This window comes from Chromohalobacter canadensis (assembly GCF_029544075.1).
Taxonomy (GTDB): Bacteria; Pseudomonadota; Gammaproteobacteria; order Pseudomonadales; family Halomonadaceae; genus Chromohalobacter; species Chromohalobacter canadensis_A.
Genome location: NZ_JAJQJH010000001.1, coordinates 729,218 through 748,325, shown reverse-complemented (window position 1 = coordinate 748,325; position 19,108 = coordinate 729,218). Strand labels below are relative to the sequence as shown.

At 63.9% G+C, this 19,108-nt stretch carries 17 protein-coding genes; 10 read left to right on the top strand and 7 right to left on the bottom strand.

What is annotated here, in order from left to right:
* Positions 1–13 precede the first annotated feature (13 nt).
* Positions 14–1,324, top strand: a complete 1,311-nt coding sequence (aceA, locus tag LUN51_RS03475; RefSeq protein ID WP_040242286.1) for an isocitrate lyase — start codon at positions 14–16, stop codon at positions 1,322–1,324.
* A 74-nt stretch (positions 1,325–1,398) separates the two neighbouring features.
* Here aceA and asd read toward each other — a convergent pair whose 3' ends face one another.
* The 4 genes from asd to leuC all read right to left on the bottom strand — a co-directional run bounded on the left by asd (position 1,399) and on the right by leuC (position 5,941).
* Positions 1,399–2,514, bottom strand: a complete 1,116-nt coding sequence (gene asd, locus LUN51_RS03470; RefSeq protein WP_277810152.1) for an aspartate-semialdehyde dehydrogenase — start codon at positions 2,512–2,514, stop codon at positions 1,399–1,401.
* A 56-nt stretch (positions 2,515–2,570) separates the two neighbouring features.
* On the bottom strand, positions 2,571–3,650 hold the full coding sequence (leuB, locus tag LUN51_RS03465) for a 3-isopropylmalate dehydrogenase (RefSeq protein ID WP_277810151.1): 1,080 nt from the start codon (positions 3,648–3,650) through the stop codon (positions 2,571–2,573).
* A gap of 177 nt (positions 3,651–3,827) precedes the next feature.
* Entirely contained in the window at positions 3,828–4,475 is a 648-nt protein-coding gene (gene leuD, locus LUN51_RS03460; protein ID WP_277810150.1) for a 3-isopropylmalate dehydratase small subunit, read from the bottom strand.
* 2 nt (positions 4,476–4,477) lie between these two features.
* Complete coding sequence (gene leuC, locus LUN51_RS03455; protein WP_277810149.1) at positions 4,478–5,941, bottom strand: 3-isopropylmalate dehydratase large subunit; 1,464 nt, start codon at positions 5,939–5,941, stop codon at positions 4,478–4,480.
* 203 nt (positions 5,942–6,144) lie between these two features.
* On the opposite strand from leuC, the gene LUN51_RS03450 reads away from it, so the two are divergent.
* The 9 genes from LUN51_RS03450 to LUN51_RS03410 all read left to right on the top strand — a co-directional run bounded on the left by LUN51_RS03450 (position 6,145) and on the right by LUN51_RS03410 (position 16,179).
* Positions 6,145–7,038, top strand: a complete 894-nt coding sequence (locus tag LUN51_RS03450) for a LysR family transcriptional regulator (protein WP_277810148.1) — start codon at positions 6,145–6,147, stop codon at positions 7,036–7,038.
* A 211-nt stretch (positions 7,039–7,249) separates the two neighbouring features.
* The gene (locus LUN51_RS03445) at positions 7,250–8,416 is read left to right on the top strand and encodes an aromatic ring-hydroxylating oxygenase subunit alpha (RefSeq protein WP_277810147.1); all 1,167 of its coding nucleotides are present in this window, start codon (positions 7,250–7,252) and stop codon (positions 8,414–8,416) included.
* The gene (locus LUN51_RS03440; RefSeq protein WP_277810146.1) at positions 8,413–9,180 is read left to right on the top strand and encodes an SDR family NAD(P)-dependent oxidoreductase; all 768 of its coding nucleotides are present in this window, start codon (positions 8,413–8,415) and stop codon (positions 9,178–9,180) included. Before LUN51_RS03445 ends, LUN51_RS03440 begins: the two co-directional genes overlap by 4 nt.
* A 66-nt stretch (positions 9,181–9,246) precedes the next feature.
* Positions 9,247–10,191, top strand: a complete 945-nt coding sequence (locus tag LUN51_RS03435) for an ABC transporter substrate-binding protein (RefSeq protein WP_277810145.1) — start codon at positions 9,247–9,249, stop codon at positions 10,189–10,191.
* A gap of 29 nt (positions 10,192–10,220) precedes the next feature.
* The gene (locus tag LUN51_RS03430; RefSeq protein WP_277810144.1) at positions 10,221–11,885 is read left to right on the top strand and encodes a choline dehydrogenase; all 1,665 of its coding nucleotides are present in this window, start codon (positions 10,221–10,223) and stop codon (positions 11,883–11,885) included.
* Positions 11,886–11,897: 12 nt separating this feature from the next.
* Positions 11,898–12,851 (top strand): PDR/VanB family oxidoreductase, encoded by a 954-nt coding sequence (locus LUN51_RS03425; protein WP_277810143.1) that lies wholly within the window; start codon positions 11,898–11,900, stop codon positions 12,849–12,851.
* Between the two features lie 51 nt (positions 12,852–12,902).
* On the top strand, positions 12,903–14,402 hold the full coding sequence (locus tag LUN51_RS03420) for an aldehyde dehydrogenase (protein WP_277810142.1): 1,500 nt from the start codon (positions 12,903–12,905) through the stop codon (positions 14,400–14,402).
* Between the two features lie 36 nt (positions 14,403–14,438).
* Positions 14,439–15,173 carry a class II aldolase and adducin N-terminal domain-containing protein gene (locus LUN51_RS03415; protein WP_277810141.1) on the top strand — a complete coding sequence of 245 codons (735 nt, stop codon included), beginning with the start codon at positions 14,439–14,441 and terminating at the stop codon, positions 15,171–15,173.
* Positions 15,174–15,219: 46 nt separating this feature from the next.
* Complete coding sequence (locus LUN51_RS03410) at positions 15,220–16,179, top strand: GlxA family transcriptional regulator (RefSeq protein ID WP_277810140.1); 960 nt, start codon at positions 15,220–15,222, stop codon at positions 16,177–16,179.
* Between the two features lie 12 nt (positions 16,180–16,191).
* Here the strand turns inward: LUN51_RS03410 and phaC are convergent, their stop codons facing one another.
* The 3 genes from phaC to LUN51_RS03395 all read right to left on the bottom strand — a co-directional run bounded on the left by phaC (position 16,192) and on the right by LUN51_RS03395 (position 18,997).
* Positions 16,192–18,048 (bottom strand): class I poly(R)-hydroxyalkanoic acid synthase, encoded by a 1,857-nt coding sequence (phaC, locus tag LUN51_RS03405; protein WP_277810139.1) that lies wholly within the window; start codon positions 18,046–18,048, stop codon positions 16,192–16,194.
* A 102-nt stretch (positions 18,049–18,150) separates the two neighbouring features.
* Positions 18,151–18,600 carry a phasin family protein gene (locus tag LUN51_RS03400; protein WP_040242304.1) on the bottom strand — a complete coding sequence of 150 codons (450 nt, stop codon included), beginning with the start codon at positions 18,598–18,600 and terminating at the stop codon, positions 18,151–18,153.
* 106 nt (positions 18,601–18,706) lie between these two features.
* Positions 18,707–18,997, bottom strand: a complete 291-nt coding sequence (locus LUN51_RS03395; protein WP_075369050.1) for a hypothetical protein — start codon at positions 18,995–18,997, stop codon at positions 18,707–18,709.
* Between the last annotated feature and the right edge of the window lie 111 nt (positions 18,998–19,108).

Here is a 19,108-nt window from a genome sequence, read left to right as displayed (position 1 = left end):
AGAGGCAAGCGACATGTCCCAGACACGCGAACAGCAAATCGCCGCATTGGAAAAGGATTGGAACGAGAATCCGCGCTGGAAGGACGTCACGCGTCCGTATAGTGCCGAGGAAGTCGTAAGGCTTCGTGGTAGCGTCAATGAAGCGCATACGCTCGCCACGATAGGCGCCGAAAAGCTCTGGCGCCTAGTCAACGGCGAGGCTCGCAAAGGCTACGTCAACTGTCTCGGCGCGCTGACAGGCGGCCAAGCCATGCAACAGGTCAAGGCGGGTATCGAGGCGATCTATCTCTCAGGCTGGCAGGTCGCCGCCGACAACAACAGCTACCTGTCGATGTACCCCGACCAGTCGCTCTACCCGGTGGACTCGGTGCCCAAGGTCGTCGAGCGTATCAACAACAGCTTCCGCCGCGCGGATCAGATCCAGTGGCAGAAAGGCGCCAACCCCGGCGATGCCGACTTCGTCGATTACTTCGCGCCCATCGTCGCCGACGCCGAGGCGGGATTCGGCGGCGTGCTCAATGCCTATGAACTGATGACGGCGATGATTCGTGCCGGTGCCAGCGGCGTGCATTTCGAGGATCAGCTCGCCGCGGTCAAGAAATGCGGTCACATGGGAGGCAAGGTGCTGGTGCCGACTCAGGAAGCCGTGCAGAAACTGGTCGCTGCACGACTGGCTGCCGATGTGGCAGGCACATCGACGCTAGTCATCGCGCGCACCGATGCCAACGCCGCCGATCTGATTACCGCCGACGTGGATGATTACGACAAGCCCTTCATCACCGGCGAGCGCACCGCCGAAGGTTTCTACCGGGTCAGCGCCGGGCTCGATCAAGCCATCGCCCGAGGCCTGGCCTACGCGCCCTTCGCGGATGTGATCTGGTGCGAAACCGCCAAGCCAGATCTCGACGAGGCCAAGCGTTTCGCCGATGCGATCCACCGCGAATATCCCAATCAGCTGTTGGCCTACAACTGCTCGCCGTCGTTCAACTGGAAGAAGAATCTAGACGACGCCGAGATCGCCGGCTTCCAGAAAGCCCTGGCCGATATGGGCTACACCTACCAGTTCATCACCTTAGCCGGCATTCACAACATGTGGTACAACATGTTCGATCTCGCCCACGCCTACGCCCAAGGCGAAGGCATGAAGCATTATGTCGAGAAGGTTCAGCAGCCTGAATTCGAAGCGGCCGAGCGTGGCTACACCTTCGTCGCCCACCAGCAGGAAGTCGGTACCGGCTACTTCGACGACATGACCAACATCATTCAAGGCGGCGTATCATCGGTGACCGCGCTCAAGGGCTCTACCGAGGAAGCGCAGTTCTGACACGTCGCACACTCGCCTAAAACGAGAAGGGCGCCCAATGGGGCGCCCTTTTCATTGCCTGACCGGCGACCCGATCAACGCTGCTCGCGGAGGATTCCCAGCATCCGCTTGAGCGGCTCCGCCGCGCCCCACAGCAGCTGATCGCCCACCGAAAAGGCGGACAGGTATTCGCCGCCCATGGCCAGCTTACGCAAGCGCCCGACCGGCACGTCCAACGTGCCGGTAGCGGCCGCCGGTGTCAGGCCGCTCAAGGTGGCGTTTTTCTCATTGGGAATCACCTTCGCCCACTGGTTGTGCTTGGCTAGACGATCCTCGATCTCGTCGATCGGCACATCCTGCTTGAGCTTGATGGTGAACGCCTGGCTATGCGAACGCATCGCGCCGATGCGCACGCACAAGCCGTCGATGGGAATCGGCGAGTCACCGGTGGCGAGAATCTTGTTGCTCTCGACCCCGCCTTTCCACTCTTCCTTGCTCTGACCGTTGTCCATCGCCTTGTCGATCCACGGCAACAGGCTGCCGGCCAGTGGCTCACCGAACTGCTCGGTGGGAAAGTCACCGCCGCGCATGGCCTGCGTCACCTGACGGTCGATATCCAGGATCGCACTGCCGGGATCGGCCAGCGAGGATGCCGCAGCACCGTGTAGGGCACCCATCTGGGAAAGTAGCTCGCGCATGTGCTTGGCGCCCGATCCCGAGGCGGCCTGGTAGGTCATGGACGTCATCCACTCCACCATGTTGGCCTCGAACAGGCCGCCCAGCCCCAGCAGCATCAGGCTGACGGTGCAATTGCCGCCGACGAACGTCTTGCCGCCGTTGGCAAGGCTGCGCTCGATGACGTGACGGTTGACCGGGTCGAGCACGATGGTCGCCTCGTCCGCCATGCGCAGCGTGCTGGCGGCATCGATCCAGTAGCCTTGCCAGCCGGCCTCGCGCAGCGGGCGGTAGACGCTTTCCGTATAGTCGCCACCCTGGCAGGTGACCACCACGTCGAGGCGCTTGAGCGCCTCCAGATCGCGCGCATCCTTGAGCGGGGGAACCTCGACACCGATGTCGGGACCGGGCTGGCCGACCTGGGAGGTGGTGAAGAACACCGGCTCGAGGCCGCTGAAATCGCCATCCTCGCGCATGCGTTGCATGAGGACGGACCCCACCATTCCTCGCCAACCGACAAAACCGACTCTAAGCATGTGTCGTCCTCCTGAAATCTACGAATGGGCGTACGGCCATGATACGTCAGTCACGCTCATTGCGCCTGGAAAGCCGCCAGCACGGCATCGCCCATGGCCTGGGTCGAGACGGGCGCCGTGCCCTCGAACGCGATATCGGCGGTACGCAGCCCCTGGTCGAGCACCGTCCCCACGGCGCGTTCGATGCGCTCGGCGAGCTGTGGCGCCTCGAGGGAGTAGCGCAGCATCATGGCCACGGACAGGATCGTCGCCAACGGGTTGGCGACGCCTTGCCCGGCAATATCCGGCGCGCTGCCGTGACAGGGCTCGTACATGCCCTGACGTTGTTCGTTGAGCGAGGCCGAGGGCAGCATGCCGATCGAGCCCGTCAACATCGCCGCGGCGTCGGAGAGGATATCACCGAACATGTTGCCGGTAACGATGACGTCGAACTGCTTCGGCGCGCGCACCAGCTGCATGGCCGCGTTGTCGACGTACATGTGCGACAGCGCGACATCCGGATACTCCGGCGCCAGCCGCTCCATCACCTCGCGCCACAGGATGGTGGCCTCCAGCACGTTGGCCTTGTCCACCGAGCAGAGCTTGCCGCCGCGCGCGCGCGCCATCTCGAAGGCCACGCGGCCGATGCGCTCGATTTCGTGCTCGGCGTAGATATAGGTGTTGTACCCGACCCTCTCGCCGTCGCGCTCCTCGATGCCCCGCGGCTGACCGAAGTAGATCCCGCCGGTGAGCTCGCGCACGATCATGATGTCCAGCCCGGCGACGATTTCGGGCTTGAGGCTCGAGGCCGAGGCCAGTTGCGGATACAGCAGCGCCGGGCGCAGGTTGCCGAACAGGTTGAGGTTCTTGCGCAGCCCCAGCAGCCCTTTCTCCGGACGCTTGGACAGATCCTCGATCTTGTCCCACTGGGGGCCACCCACGGCGCCCAGCAACACCGCATCGGCGGCCTTGGCGCTCGCCAGCGTCTCGTCTGGAAGCGGCACGCCATGGGCGTCGATCCCCGCTCCGCCGACCAAGCCTTCCTCGACGCTGGCTTCCAGGCCCGCCTCGCGGCACGCGTCGAGGATCTTGACCGCCTCGCGGGTGATTTCCGGGCCGATACCGTCGCCCGGCAGAACGAGAATCTTGCGACTCATGGCGTACTCTCTCGCAACTCGACACATCATCATGAATGACGTGATGATTGGTTCGTGGGTGGCCGGCGCCGCGACGCCGACCACGGGAAGATGGGCATTCCCTGCCATCCCGACTCGTTAAGCCGGGCCTCCCTATCGGTTGTGTCCAGCGTTGTTGTTATTCAAAGGCCGCCAGCGTCATCCGGCCTGGCGGAACAACCACGGCCGCGCCTGGCGATGACGCTTTTCGAAGTCATCGATAGCGTCGGCATCCTTCAAGGTCAGGCCGATATCATCCAACCCTTCGAGCAGGCAATGCTTGCGGAACGAGTCGACCTCGAAGGTCAGCACTTCGCCGCTGGGCGTGGTGACCTGCTGCGTTTCCAGGTCGACATCCAGGCGATAGCCTTCCTCGGCCTCCGCCTCCTGGAACAGCCGATCCACCGTGGCCTCGTCGAACGTGATCAGCAACAGGCCGTTCTTGAAGGCATTGTTGAAGAAGATATCGGCGAAGCTCGGCGCTATGATCACGCGAAATCCGAAGTCTTCCAGTGCCCAGGGGGCATGCTCGCGCGAACTGCCGCAGCCGAAGTTGCGGCGTGCCAGCAATACGCTGGCGCCCTGATAACGCGTCTGATTGAGCACGAAATCCGGATTGAGCGGGCGGTTGGCGACGTCCTGGCCCGGATAGCCCTCGTCCAGGTAGCGCAGCTCATCGAACAGATTGGGGCCGAAGCCGGTGCGTTTGATCGACTTCAGAAACTGCTTGGGAATGATCAGGTCGGTATCCACGTTGGCGCGATCCATGGGCGCCACGAGGCCCTGATGACGATCGAACTGTCGCATGCTCACGCCTCCTGTACTTGGCTGTCATCGTTGGCGGCGCGCTCGGCCCCGAAATCGCGCACATCGACGAAGTGCCCGGCGATGGCGGCGGCGGCAGCCATGGCGGGGCTCACCAGATGCGTGCGGCCTCCGTAGCCCTGGCGTCCCTCGAAGTTACGATTGGACGTCGAAGCGCAATGCTCGCCGGTCCCCAGCTTGTCGGCATTCATCGCCAGGCACATGGAGCACCCCGGCTCGCGCCATTCGAAGCCCGCCTCGAGGAAGATCTTGTCCAGCCCCTCCTCCTCGGCCTGGCGCTTGACCAGCCCGGAGCCGGGTACGACCATCGCCAGTTGGATGGAATCCGCCACCTTGCGCCCTTTGGCGACCTTGGCCGCCTCGCGCAAGTCTTCGATGCGCGAATTGGTGCACGAGCCGATGAAGACCTTGTCGAGCTGAATATCGGTGATCTGCTGCCCTGCGTGAAGTCCCATGTATTCAAGGGCACGCGAGACGCCGCGCTGCACGGTCTCGTCGCCGGCAGCGGCGGGATCCGGCACCTGCGCGCCGACACCGGCGACCATTTCCGGGCTCGTTCCCCAGGTGACCTGCGGCTCGATCTCGGCGGCGTCGAGTTCGACCACCTTGTCGAACGGCGCATCGTCGTCGGAGACCAGCTCGCGCCAATCGGTGACCGCCGCATCCCAGTATTCCTCACTGGGGGCGAAGGGGCGCCGACGCAGGTATTCGACCGTGGTCTCGTCGACCGCCACCAACCCCACGCGTGCGCCGGCCTCGATGGCCATGTTGCAGATGGTCATGCGACCTTCCATGGACAAATCGCGAATCGCGCTACCGGCGAACTCGATGGCATAGCCGGTGCCTCCGGCGGTGCCGATCTTGCCGATCACCGCCAGCACGATGTCCTTCGCCGTCACGCCGAGACCCAGCTCACCCTCGACGCGCACCTGCATGTTCTTCATCTTGCGCTGAATCAGACACTGGGTCGCCAGCACGTGCTCGACCTCGGAGGTGCCGATGCCGTGCGCCAGGGCCCCGAAGGCTCCGTGCGTGGCCGTGTGCGAATCGCCGCAGACCACCGTCATGCCCGGCTGCGTGGCGCCTTGCTCCGGCCCGACCACATGCACGATGCCCTGACGCGCATCGTTGATGCGGAACTCCTCGATGCCGAAGCTCGCGCAGTTGTCGTCCAGTGTCTCGACCTGAATGCGCGAGACCGGATCGACGATGCCCGCATTGCCCTCGGAACGCTCCTTGAGCGTGGTCGGCACGTTATGGTCCGGCGTGGCGAGATTGGTATCCAGCCGCCACGGCTTGCGCCCGGCAAGCCGCAGACCCTCGAAGGCCTGCGGCGAGGTCACCTCGTGGAGCAGGTGACGATCGATATAGATCAACGCCGTGCCATCGTCGCGTTCCTTTACCAGGTGCCGCGACCAGAGCTTGTCGTAAAGAGTCTGGCCTGCCATGGAATCTCCTCCACTCGTGCCTTCCCGACCGGGAAGATTGGGCGATGACGCTCTATGTCGTCTTGCAACATCTCGCTGATGACGCGCCGCGATAAGCGGCGCAACCTCGATGTCCCCAAGCCTAAGGGGGCTTATGGATAAACGCAATTCATGTTATTTATGCTTTGGATTCCAAAGTAGAATACTTTCCCGAGAGAGCGCTCATGGACACGCAAAGCCTGCAAGCCTTCCTCGCGGTCGCCGACCACGGCTCGTTCTCGCTCGCCGCGGAACAGCTCCATCTGACCCAGCCCGCCGTCAGCAAGCGCATCGCGGGCCTCGAGGGGCAGGTCGGCGCCCAGCTCTTCGACCGACTCAACCGCCGCGTGACGCTCACCGAAGCCGGTCGCACCCTGCTGCCGCGCGCCCGCCAGATCCTGGTGATGTTCGATGACAGCCGTCGCGCGCTGTCCAATCTCAGCGGCGACATCAGCGGCAGCCTGACCATGGCCACCAGCCATCATGTCGGCCTGCACCGCCTGCCACCGCTGCTCAAGGCCTATACCCAGGCCTACCCGGACGTACGCATGGACATGCGCTTTCTGGACTCGGAACAAGCCTATCAAGGCGTGCTGGACGGCGACCTGGAGCTCGCCGTGGTCACGCTGGCCCCGGTCCCCGATCCGGCGCTGACGGTGGTGCCGGTGTGGATCGACCAGTTGCGCTTCGTCTGCGGACGCGAGCACGCCCTCGCCGGGCGCGACACGGTCGCGCTGTCGGCACTGTCCGATTACGACGCCGTGCTGCCGGGACATCTTACCTTCACCCGGGGCATCGTGGTGGACACCTTCGCCCGCGACGGCCTGCAGGTGAACGTCTCGCTGTCCACCAATTACCTCGAAACCCTCAAGATGATGGTCGCCATCGGCCTGGGCTGGAGCGTATTGCCCGAGACCATGATCGACGACGAGATCGAGGTCATGCCCATCGATCATCGTCCCATCCAGCGTCCGCTGGGCTATCTGTTCCACAAGAGCCGTACTCTCTCCAATGCCGCCAGGGCTATGCTAGGCATGCTCGACGACGCCCGGGACACGACGGCCCGAGGCTGGTCGTGAAATCCCATGTCGTGAAAGATCAAGACCATCCGTAAGATAGCCAGGCGTTTCGCCTTTTTTCGTCACTCTTATTTGATCTATAGCGACGCAAAAACGCCGTTTATTATCAACCCGGCCGATACGTCGTGTCAGAAAACATCATGTGAGCTGTTCGGCGCCGCCTTAGCCTTGTGCCAGACCAACGACACAAACCGCTTGCATGAGGCAGGACATGACCGACACGACTCCCCAAGCGTGGGCGGAGCAGCCCACGGAAAAGGCACTGACCCTTCCGTCCCGTTATTTCTACGACCCGCAACTGTTCGCCGCCGAGCGTGACCGCATCTTCATGGGCGCCTGGCATTTCGCCTGTCACGTCAACGAGCTGGCCGAGCCCGGCGCCTTCGTGGTGCGTGAGATCTTCGATCAGAGCGTCATCGTGATACGTGACCGCCAAGGCGAGTTGCATGCCTTTCATAACGTCTGCCAGCACCGTGGCAACCGTCTACTCAACGAGACGCGCGGCGTTCAGAAAGGCGTCATCCGCTGTGCCTATCATTCCTGGTGCTACGGGCTGGACGGCAGCCTACGCGCCGCACCGCGCAGCGACCGGATCGCGGCCTTCAATGTCGATGATTACCACATTCCGCCGGTGCGCCTGGAAGTCTTCGCGGGGGGCGTCTACTTCAATCTCGATCCCAACGCCACCGACATGCAGACGCTCTTCCCCGGTGCCGAGGCCGCCATACGCGAGGCGATTCCGGATCTGGACGCCATGCAGTTGATCCAGGAAGACGACGTCATCGTCCCGGCCAACTGGAAAGTGATCATGGACAACTCCATCGAGGGCTATCACTTCCAGCTTTCGGGGCCCCATCACGTCGACCTGGCCGCCCTGATCGACTTCGATGGCTACCGCCTGACCCATCACGACAACTGGTGGACCTACGGTGCGCCACCCAATGCCGATGCCAAGCAGGCTTACGGCGTGCCGCTGGATCGCCCGCCCGGCAACGGAGACGGCTTTTTCAACATCGGCATCTGGCCGCACAACACCTTCTACCAGTTCCCGTTCTCGCAGTGCATGGGCACGTTCATGATCATCCCGCTGGATGCCGAGCGTTCGATCCTGCGCTTCGGGTATTACACCCCGCACGACACGCTGCCGGAAGTCACCAAGGCCAGCATGCGCTGGATGAACGAAGAACTCGGCCCCGAGGACATCGAGCTCAACATCAGCGTGCAGAAAGGCCTGCACTCGCTGGGCTACGATCAGGGCCGCTACATGATCGATGCCGCACGCAGCAACGAAAGCGAGCACCTGGTGCTGCACTTCCACCGCCTGGTGTTCCAGGCCTTGCACGGCGACGCCAGCTCGCCCCAGGAGGCGCCGTCATGACATTCAGCGGTCAACGTGTGCTGGTGACCGGCGGCGCCCGCGGTATCGGCGCCGCCACGGCACGGCGCTTTGTGGAACAGGGGGCGCGCGTCGCCATCGGCGCGCGCCGAGAGGCCTCCGTCGAGGCGTTCCGCGATTCGCTGGCGAATACCGAGCTTGCCTCGGCCACGGTGGAATCCGCCGTCGGCGAGATCGGCACCCAGGACGAATGTCGGGCGGTCGTGGAAACCGCTGTCGCGCGCCTCGGTGGGCTCGACATCCTGGTCAATTGCGCCGGCGTCTTCGAGGAAGTGCCCTTCGAAGCGGTCACGCAGGAACACTGGGACAGCACGTTCCGCATCAACGTAGGTGGCACCTTCTTCTGCATCCAGGCGGCACTACCGCACCTTGAGGCCAGTGGCGGCAACGTCGTCAACCTGGGCTCGGATGCCGGCCTGATCGGCTTTCCGCCGAGCAGCGTCTACTCCGGTGCCAAGGCCGCCGTGGTCAACCTTACCCGCGCCCTGGCTCTGGAGTTGGCCGGCCGCATACGGCTTAACTGCGTGTGCCCAGGCAATGTCGAGACCGACATGATCCAGCACGCCGCCAAGACCAGCGACGATCCACATGCTTATCTGGACTCGGCCCATCGCCGTTCGCCCCTGAAGCGCATGGGGCAACCGCAAGAGATCGCCGATGCCGTGCTCTATCTCGCCTCTCCCCAGGCCGGTTTCACCCATGGCGCCATCCTGTCCGTCGACGGTGGCGGCGTATGCGGCTTTTGAGCTTGCGCAGGACCGCTCGCCGCATCTGACGGCAACACAACGACAACACATCACGAGGAGACTCCCATGACCGCTATCCCCCGACACCGCTTGACGCCCATGTTCATCGGCAGTGCCATGGGCGCGCTACTGCTCGCGCCTTTCGGGCTCGCCCAGGCCGAGGACGACACGGTCCGCTTCGGCACGCCGCAATGGCCCGGCGCCACCGTCAAGTCGGAAGTGGCGCGGCAACTGCTGGATACGCTCGGCTATCGCACCTCGCTGCGGGAAGCCAGCTCGTCGATCATCCTGGAAGGCATGGCGAGCGGCGATCTCGACGTCAACATGGCGCTCTGGCGGCCGTCGCAAAGCGGCATGCTCGATCCTCGCCTGGAAGCCGGCGAGCTGGTCGAAGTCGTCAAGAACATCGACGGCGCGCGCTTTCAGCTCGCGGTGCCCGAATACGTCTGGGACGCCGGTGTGCACTCGATGGCCGATCTCGCCGAGCACGCGGAACGCTTCGGCCGCACCTTCTATGGCATCGAGCCGGGCAACGTCGGTAACGAATTGATGCAGAACGCCATCGACGACGGCACCTACGGCCTGGATGACTGGCGGGTCGCCGCGTCCAGCGAGACCGGCATGATGTCGCAGGTCGAAAGCGACATCCGCAACGAGCAATGGGTCGCGTTCCTGGGCTGGGAACCGCATTGGATGAACGTCGACTTCGACATTCGCTACCTGGAGGACCCCGAGAACCTCTGGGGCGACGCCAGCTCGGTGTCCACGGTGGTCGCCAGCGACTTCGCCGAGCGCCACCCCAACGTCATCGCCTTTCTCGACAACATGGTCGTGCCCATCGCCGTCCAGGACCAGTGGGTCTACGCCTACAGCCGCGAGGACCAGCCGCTGGAAGCGGTCGCCGCGACCTGGATCCAGTCGCATCCCGAGCGGGTCAACGCCTGGCTCGAGGGCGTGACCACCGCGGATGGCAATACGAGTGCACAAGACGCCTACCAGGCCTCGCGTTGAACTCTCGCCTTTCGCCTCAGGATGCTTGCATGACGACTCATCGAGATTACGACTACATCATCGTCGGGGCAGGATCGGCCGGCTGCGTGCTGGCCGACCGGCTCACCGCCGATGGCGAATCCCGGGTGCTGCTGCTCGAAGCCGGCCCCCGCGATCGCTCATGGACCATCGACATGCCGGCCGCCATGGGGGCGGCCATCGATGGACCACGCTTCAACTGGCACTATTGGTCGGGGCCCGAGCCCTACCTTGACGGACGGCACATTGCCACGCCGCGTGGGCGCACGCTGGGCGGCTCGTCGTCGATCAACGGCATGGTGTACATCCGCGGTCACGCCCGCGATTACGATGCCTGGGAAGACGCCGGCTGTCCCGGCTGGGGTTACCGGCACGTCTTGCCCTACTTTCGCCGCGCCGAGACCCACGAACTGGGCGCCGATGCCTACCACGGCGAGACGGGGCCGCTGCATGTCAGTGCCGGGCGCCCCGAGGATCCCCTGGTGAAAGCCTTCCTGGCCGCCGGCGAAGAAGCCGGCTATGCCGCCAGCGACGACCTCAACGGCTATCGTCAGGAAGGCTTCGGCCGCGTCGATCGCACGACGCGCGCGGGCAGGCGCTGGAGCACCGCGCGTGGCTACCTGGCGCGCGCCGAGATGCGCGACAACCTGACGGTCATGACCCATGCGCTGGCGCAGCGCGTGCTGATCGGCGAGACCGGTGCCGAAGGCATCGAATATCGCCACGCCGACACGCTGCACCGGGCACGCGCCACCCGCGAGGTCATCCTGGCGGGCGGCGCCATTAACAGCCCCCAGTTGCTGATGCTCTCCGGCATCGGCCCCGACGACGAACTGACCCGCTGGGGCATTCCTCGCGTGCATACGCTCGAGGGCGTGGGCCGCCGCCTCAGCGACCACCCGGACACCGTCGTGGCATACCGCTGCCGCCGGCCGGTCTCGCATGCGCCCTGGACCCACGCTCCCCGCAAGTGGTGGCTGGGCATGCGCTGGTTCCTCGACCGGCGCGGCCTCGCGGCGAGCAACCAGTTCGATGCCGGCGCCTTCATCCGTTCGCGGGCAGGTGTCGAGCATCCCGACATTCAGTTGACGTTCATGTCTCTGGCCATCGCGCCCGGCACCACCGAAAGCCTACGCGAGCATGCGTTCCAGATACATATCGATTTGATGCGCCCCACGAGCATGGGCCGTTTGCGCCTCAGGAGCGCGGACCCCGCACGAGCGCCGGAGATCGTCTTCAACTACCTGGCCACCGAGCGCGATCGCGCCGACATGCGCGCGGCCGTGCGTCGCGTCAGGGAGCTGGTCGAGCAGCCGGCATTCATGGAGTTGCGGGGCGAGGAAATTTCCCCCGGTGCCGACTGCCAGAGCGATGAGGCGCTGGATGCCTGGGCGCGCGCCACCACCGAAACCGGCTATCACGCCGCCGGCACCTGCAAGATGGGACCGGCCGACGATCCGGAGGCCGTGGTCGACCCCGAGCTTCGCGTGCATGGCATCAATGGTCTGCGCGTGGTCGATGCCTCGATCATGCCCCGCGTGGTCAGCGGCAACACCAATGCGCCGACCGTCATGATCGCCGAAAAGGCCAGCGACATGATCCTCGGCCACGCGCCTTCGGCGCCCTCGGATGCGCCCTTCTGGCTGCATGACGACTGGCAACACCAGCAACGTTGAGGAGGACATGCCATGACCGCGACGCCATTCGAGGTCGTGATCGACAGCCACCAGCGGCTATCGAGCGCTATCTACCAGATCGAGTTGGTCGCCGCCGATGGCGCCGCCCTGCCGCCGGCCCCGGCGGGCGCTCATCTCGAGGTGCGCCTCCCCAATGGCCTGATACGTCACTATTCGCTGCTGGACGACGCGCGTCACGGCCGCTATCGCATCGGCGTGCTGCATGACCCGGCATCCCGCGGGGGATCCGCCTTTCTGGCCGAGCAGGCAAGCGTCGGTACGCGGCTGCGCGTCTCTCCGCCCCAGGATCGTTTCCCCCTCGCCGACGACCGGCAGCACTACCAGCTAATCGGGGGCGGGATCGGCATCACGCCGCTCGTCGCCATGGCGCGCCGACTCGTCGAGCGAGGCGATACGGTCGAGGTGCATTACCTGGTACGTCACCGGGACGAGGCGGCGTTCCTCGACGAACTTCGCGCGTTCCTGCCCGCATCGCAGTTGCACCTGCACGCCTCCTCCACGCAGGGAAGGCTCGCTCCGCGTGTGCTGCTGGGCGACTACACGCCGGACACCGGCGTCTATGCCTGCGGCCCCGAAAGCCTGCTGGACGCCTTGACCGACGCGGCACGGGTGTGGCCTCCGGGCGCACTGCAAATGGAACGCTTCCGCGGCGCATCGCAAGCGCCGGCAGCGCGTACCACGCCTTGCCGGATCGAGCTCGCGCGCAGCGACAAGCAGTTCACGCTCTCCGAGGACGAAACCCTGCTCGACGGTCTGGCGCGCGCCAGCGCGGCGCCGGACAGCCTGTGCTGCGAGGGCGCCTGCGGCACCTGCGGCATTCCCGTGCTCGAAGGCGAGGTCGAGCATCGCGACGTTCTGCAGTCCGATGCCGAAAAAGCCGCCAACGACATCATTTACGTCTGCGTTTCGCGCCCCAAGGGAGAGCGCCTGGTGCTCGATCTTTAAGGTCGGCGCGAGCGCTTCCCACGCCCATTCGACAATCGCCAAGGTATGGTTATGTCTTCCTCTCCCCTTTCCACCACCCACGCCGACTGGCAACACCGTGCCGCCACCCTCTCGCTGGATGGCGCCGCCTACATCGACGGTCACCGCTATGTGACGCGCCAGGGTGAATCGCTCGCGTCGATCAACCCCATGACGGGCACGTCGCTGACAGAGATCGCAGCCTGCGGCCCGGCGGATATCGATGTCGCGGTCGACGCGGCACGCCGCGCGTTCGAGCTCGGTGCCTGGTCACGTGCCGAGCCGACGACACGCCGCCGGTGCCTGCAGGCGCTCGCCGCTCAGGTGCGCGACCACGCCGAGGAACTGGCCCTGCTCGACAGTCTGGAGGTCGGCAAGTGCATCCACGAAGCCCTGGACGACGTCGAGGAGGCGGCCCTGCTCTTCGACTGGTTCGGCGAGCTCCAGGACAAATGCTATGACCAGCTCGCGCCCAGCCCCAATCGCGTACAGGCCACGGTGGCCCACGAGCCCCTCGGCGTCGTTGCCGCCGTGGTCCCGTGGAACTTTCCCCTGCATAACGCGGCGGTGAAACTGGCGCCCGCGCTGGCCGCCGGCAACAGCGTGGTGCTCAAGCCCGCCGAGGAATCGTCGCTCTCCGCGCTGCGCCTGGCGGAACTCGCGACCCAGGCCGGCCTTCCGCCCGGGGTGCTCAATGTCGTGCCGGGATACGGGCATGTCGCCGGCGAAGCGCTGGGTCGGCATGCGGGTGTCGACGCGCTCGGTTTCACCGGCTCCACCGAGATCGGCAAACGCTTTCTGGTCTACTCGGGCGAATCCAACATGAAACCCGTGTGGCTGGAATGCGGCGGCAAGAGCCCGCATCTGGTGTTCGACGATTGCCCCGATCTGGAGGCCGCCGTGGACAACGCCGTGGCCGGCATCTTCACCAACGCCGGTCAGGTCTGCTCGGCGCATTCGCGCCTGTTGCTGCAAGAGGGCATCGCCGAGCGCTTCCTCGAGGCCTTGCAGGCACGTATCGCGACGCTCGTGCCGGGAGACCCGCTCGATCCGGCGACGACGCTTGGCCCGCTCGTCAGCCAGACACAGTTCGACAAGGTTCGCGACTATCTGGCGGTCGGTAAGCGCGAGGCCACGCTGTTGTGCGGCGGCGAGACACTGCAAGCGGCGGGCGGCGCCTTGTTCGTCGCCCCCACGGTATTCACCGATGTCGAACCTCATCACCGGCTCTTCCAGGAGGAGATTTTCGGCCCCGTTCTCAGCGTGACGCGCTTCAGCGACGAGCACCAGGGCGTGACATTGGCCAATGCCAGCCAGTATGGTTTGGCAGCGTCCCTGTGGACCGCCGACCTGGGACGCGCCCATCGGCTTTGCGATGCCCTGCAGGCCGGCACCGTGACGGTCAATGGCGTCGATGCCGTCAGCCCGCAGACGCCTTTCGGCGGCATGAAGCAATCCGGCATCGGACGCGACTACGCGCTGGCCGGCATGCACAAATACATGGCGCTCAAGACGCGCTGGATCCACTATTAGATGGCCTCGGTTTCGCCATCGCCACAGGAGCGATACATGACGACCGCTACCGAGCTTTCCGGTACCCCTCGCGAACAACTGGCTTGTGCGTTCCGCTGGCTGGCCCGCCTCGATATGCACGAAGGCGTCGCCAATCACTGCAGCCTGGCCACCCAGGCGGACGGCAGGCGCTTTCTGGTCAACCCTGAAGGGCGTCATTTTGCGGAAATGCGTGCCAGCGACCTCGTCGAGGTGGATGCCAGCGCCGCACAACGTCCCGAATCCATCGACCCCACCGCCTGGGCCATTCACGGCGCCATGCATCGCCAGGGCCGCGGCGTGGGATGCGTGATGCATGCCCACTCGCTCTACGCCACCGCCCTGGCTTGCCTGGAGACACCGGAGCTGCCGCCGGTGGAACAGAACGCCATGCGCTTCTTCGAGCGGGTGCATATCGATGCCGGATTCGATGGTATGGGACTCGATGAGGAAGCGGAACGCCTCGGCAAGTTGGCCGGCACGGCGCCGGTCTTGCTACTTGGCAATCATGGCGTGGTCGCCACCGGCCACGACGTCGCCGAAGCCTTCGACCACCTCTACTACTTCGAGCGTGCCTGCCGCTCCTATCTGGTGGCCCGTGCCAGCGGCCTTCCCGTGCGTCCCGTCGCGCCCGAGATCGCACGCAAGACAGCCCAGCAATGGGAGGGCTATCTAGCGCAAGGCTCGGCGCACATGCACCTTGCCGCCTTGATGCGCCTGCTCGACCGCGACGCTCCCGACTATCGTGATTAATACGCAGCGCACAACGCCAACCCCAGAACGCATCGCGATCCTGTTGATGCCGCAGTTTTCCTTTGCCGGTTTGGGGGCGATGCTGGATCCGCTGTTCATCGTCAACTGGCTGGCCCAGGAATCGCGCTTCAAGTGGCAATTATTGGGCAGCGATATCACGGTCGCCGCTTCCAACGGCGTCCCCCTGAACGTGGACACCGAGTGGCCGGCACCGGCCGATCTAGACAGCGTGTTCGTCCTCGCCAGTTTCGAGACCAAGACGTATACCGGCGACAAGCGCATCGCCATGTGGCTTCGCCAGTGTGCGGCGGCCGGGGTGGCGTTGGGCGGCATCGAGATGGGCAGCGAGGTACTGGCCGCGGCGGGCGTGCTCGACGAGCATCAGGTGGCCGTGCACTGGGATAACCTGGAAGGCTTTCGCGAGCTTTATCCGCGCATCCAGGCCACCAGCGATCTCTATCGCATCGCCGGTCAGCGGCTGAGCTGCGCCGGTGGCACCGCCGTGCTCGACATGATGTTCGCCTGGCTCACGCCACGTGTAGAGCCGCCCTACATGGAGGAGTTGCGCAATCACTTGCTGGAACGCCGCCAGCGCCGCGGCGACAGCGAACAGTTGTCGGCGGCCCCCGAGCACCATGTCGAAACGTCGGCGCAGTTGCGCAAGGTGATTCGCACCATGCGCCGCACTCTGGAGACGCCGCTCTCGGCGCCGGCACTAGCCGCCCTCGTCGGGCTCTCGGCTCGCCAGTTGGAACGGCGCTTCAAGGCAGAACTCGGCGTCACGCCGATTCGTTACTATCTCTGGCTGCGCATCAATCGCGCGCATCGACTGCTGCAGCAGACCGACCTGAGCGTGGCAGAAGTCGCCAGTTGCGCCGGTTTTGGCTCTCTGGAGCATTTCTCCCGTGCCTACCGGCGCTTCTTCGGCTGTGCGCCCAGCGACGACCGCCTGCAGTCGCGAGACGCACCGGTGGTCCCGGTGCGCCTCTTTCCCGTCAAGCGCTGAGGGCACTCACCATCATGACGTCGAGCTATCGTCCTCAGCGGGTTTAACACCCAACACCTCGGGAATCGTCTGCCGCACATAGCGGCCGGGGGCGGGTTCGATGGGCTTCAGTTCGCCCTCTCCCGGATGACGCGCCGCGACCGTTTTATCGGGATCGGCGTAGCGGTTGTCGGTCATCCAGGCTTGCCAATGCGGCCACCAGGATCCCTCCTGAAACGTCGCCGACTCGAGCCAGGCATCGGGATCGTCGGGGATCTCATCATGGGTCCAGTAGCCGTACTTGCGTTTCGCCGGTGGATTGACGATTCCTGCGATATGTCCCGCGCCCCCCAGCACGAAGGTCACCGGCCCCTTGGGCAGTCGAGCTCCCAAATAGCTACCTCGCCATTTGGCGATGTGGTCATCGCGCGTGGAGACGAAATAGCTCGGTGTCGAGATCTTCCGTAGGTCGATCTTGACGCCATCGAGCTCTATGCCGCCGGGCTGGACGAGACGATTCTCGCGATACATATGGCGCAGGTACCAGCCATGGGTACCCGCTGGCAGGTTGGTGCCGTCGCTGTTCCAATACAGCAGATCGAACGCCGCCGGCGCCTCGCCCTTGAGATAGTTGCTGATATAGAACGACCAGAAAAGATCGTTCTCGCGCAGCAGGTTGAAGGAAAACGCCATGGCACGACCATCGAGGTAGCCGTCACGCGCTAGCTGACGTTCGATACCGGCCAACACCGGCTCACTGAGAAAGACACCGATTTCGCCGGGATCACTGAAATCCTGCAGCGTCGCCATGTAGGTCACAGAACGCACCTTGCGACCACGCAGACTACTCGTCAGATACGCCACCGTGGTCGCCGCCAGCGTGCCGCCGATGCAGTAACTCAACAGGTTGACGGATTTCTCACCACAGGCTTGCTCGATGGCGCCCATGGCGGCGACCGGCCCCGACTGCATGTAATCGGCCCAGGTCAGGTAACGCTGCTCAGGCCCGGGATTGCGCCATGAGATCATGAACACCGTATGCCCTTGCGCCACTAGCCATTTCACCAGCGAGTTATCCGGGCGCAAGTCGAGCACGTAATACTTGTTGATCCAGGGCGGCACGATCAGCAGCGGCGTCTTGAAGACCTCCTCGGTACTCGGGGTGTACTGAATCAGTTGCATCAAATCGTTTTCGAAGACCACCTCGCCCGGTGTGATGGCAAGGTTCTCACCCAACCGAAAGGCGCTGCGGTCGCTCATCGCGACGTTGAGTCCCTCGGCGGAATTGGCCAGATCCTCGCGCAAACGCTTGAGGCCCTCGACAAGGTTTTGTCCGCGCGTTTCGAGTGTCTTGCGGACCACTTCCGGATTGGTAGACACGAAATTGCTCGGCGCGAGCGCATTGACGTACTGCCGCGCATAGAATTCCAGTTGATGGCGTGTCTGCGGCGTCAATCCGCCGAGATTCGCCAACAACTCGTCGACGGCACGCACGAAGAGCAAATACTGCTGAAGGATATAGCGATAGAAGGGATGCGAGTGCCAGGCATCATCGCGAAAGCGTCGATCATCGGGACTCGGCTCGATCACTGCAGGTACATTCTCGCCCATGAGCTCCCGCAGAGCATTCTGCCAGACACGCAGTTGATCCTGCACCAGACGCATCTGCACGGTATAGACCGCCGGCGCATTGAAAACCATGGCCTCGGCGCCGATACGCAGACTCTCCTGCATGTCGGCATACACCGAAGCACCCGCGTCGCTGGGCCACAACCGATTGAAGGCTTCCTGCATGAGGGATTGGTATTGCTCACCGAACTCGCTCACCTGACGTTGCCAGGCGTGCGGGTCACCGAAGGCATCATTGCCTTCCTCGGGCCCTTGCCACATACGTCATCTCCCCGCATCGCAAAACGGTTCACGCGCATGCGCGCCGTCGGCAGCCGCCTGTCTTCGCGACTGCCGGGGACACGGCACGTGGTGCCTGCTGTTCTATTCTTTGTTTTTGCTGGTACTGCTACTGCGTGAAGAGGACGATTGGCTATTGTTGCTCGCCGCCTTGGCGGGTTCGGACGCCGCCTTCATGTTCTCAGAGGCTTGATCGGCAGCCTGCTGCCCCGTTTCGGACATCATCTCTTCCAGGTCGGCCTTGAACTTGAGGCTGATGTCGGCCATCGCACGGGCGTCTTCGAGCATTTGCTTGGAAAGCGAATTCAGCATGTCGGCCTGCTGGGTGGTGAAATCGCGCGCGTCCTCGGCGTCCTTGACCTCGGAGGCCGCCCGCATACGCTCCACGCCCAGTTGGCTATAGCGCTTCATGGCATCGAGCTGGTATTCGGTCATCCGCTCCATGTTGTCCAGCATCAGACCGTTGAACTTGCGCATTGGCTCGAAAAAGCCACGCGTCTGTTCGGAAAAGGCACTAAACATTTTGTCCTGCATGACGGATTCCTCCTGGAGGATCTAAGGCAAGGCCAGTGCATTTATGCTGCACTGCACAAATAATAGCCCCACCCCTTGGAGCTTGCAATTGACATATGTCAAGACCCTAGGTCTTTTTTCGTTTCGAATTGTGAGTCTCTCCATCACTTTGTGTATCGGCCTGGCGCAGCATATCCATCAACATCTGCTGGTAGTGGCCGAAACTGGCGACGCCCTGCGCCATGCCCTGCTGCAGGAAAGGCTGCATGAGACTCCAAGGATCGTAGCCCTCCACCCCAGCTTCCATCTGCTGGCGGATGTGGGCCATCAACTCCTGTTGAAAGACTTCGACATCCGGTAGCCCCATCGCCTGGCGAAATTCCTGCGGGGTCAGATCGAACTCGACATGGACTTTCATGCGCTGCTCCCATTGCCTGACTCTTTTCAGTGTAGCGAGCTATGGCCGAAACGTGAGCGACGGATACGAAAAAGCCCGCCTGAAACAGGCGGGCTCGGTTCTTGGATGACG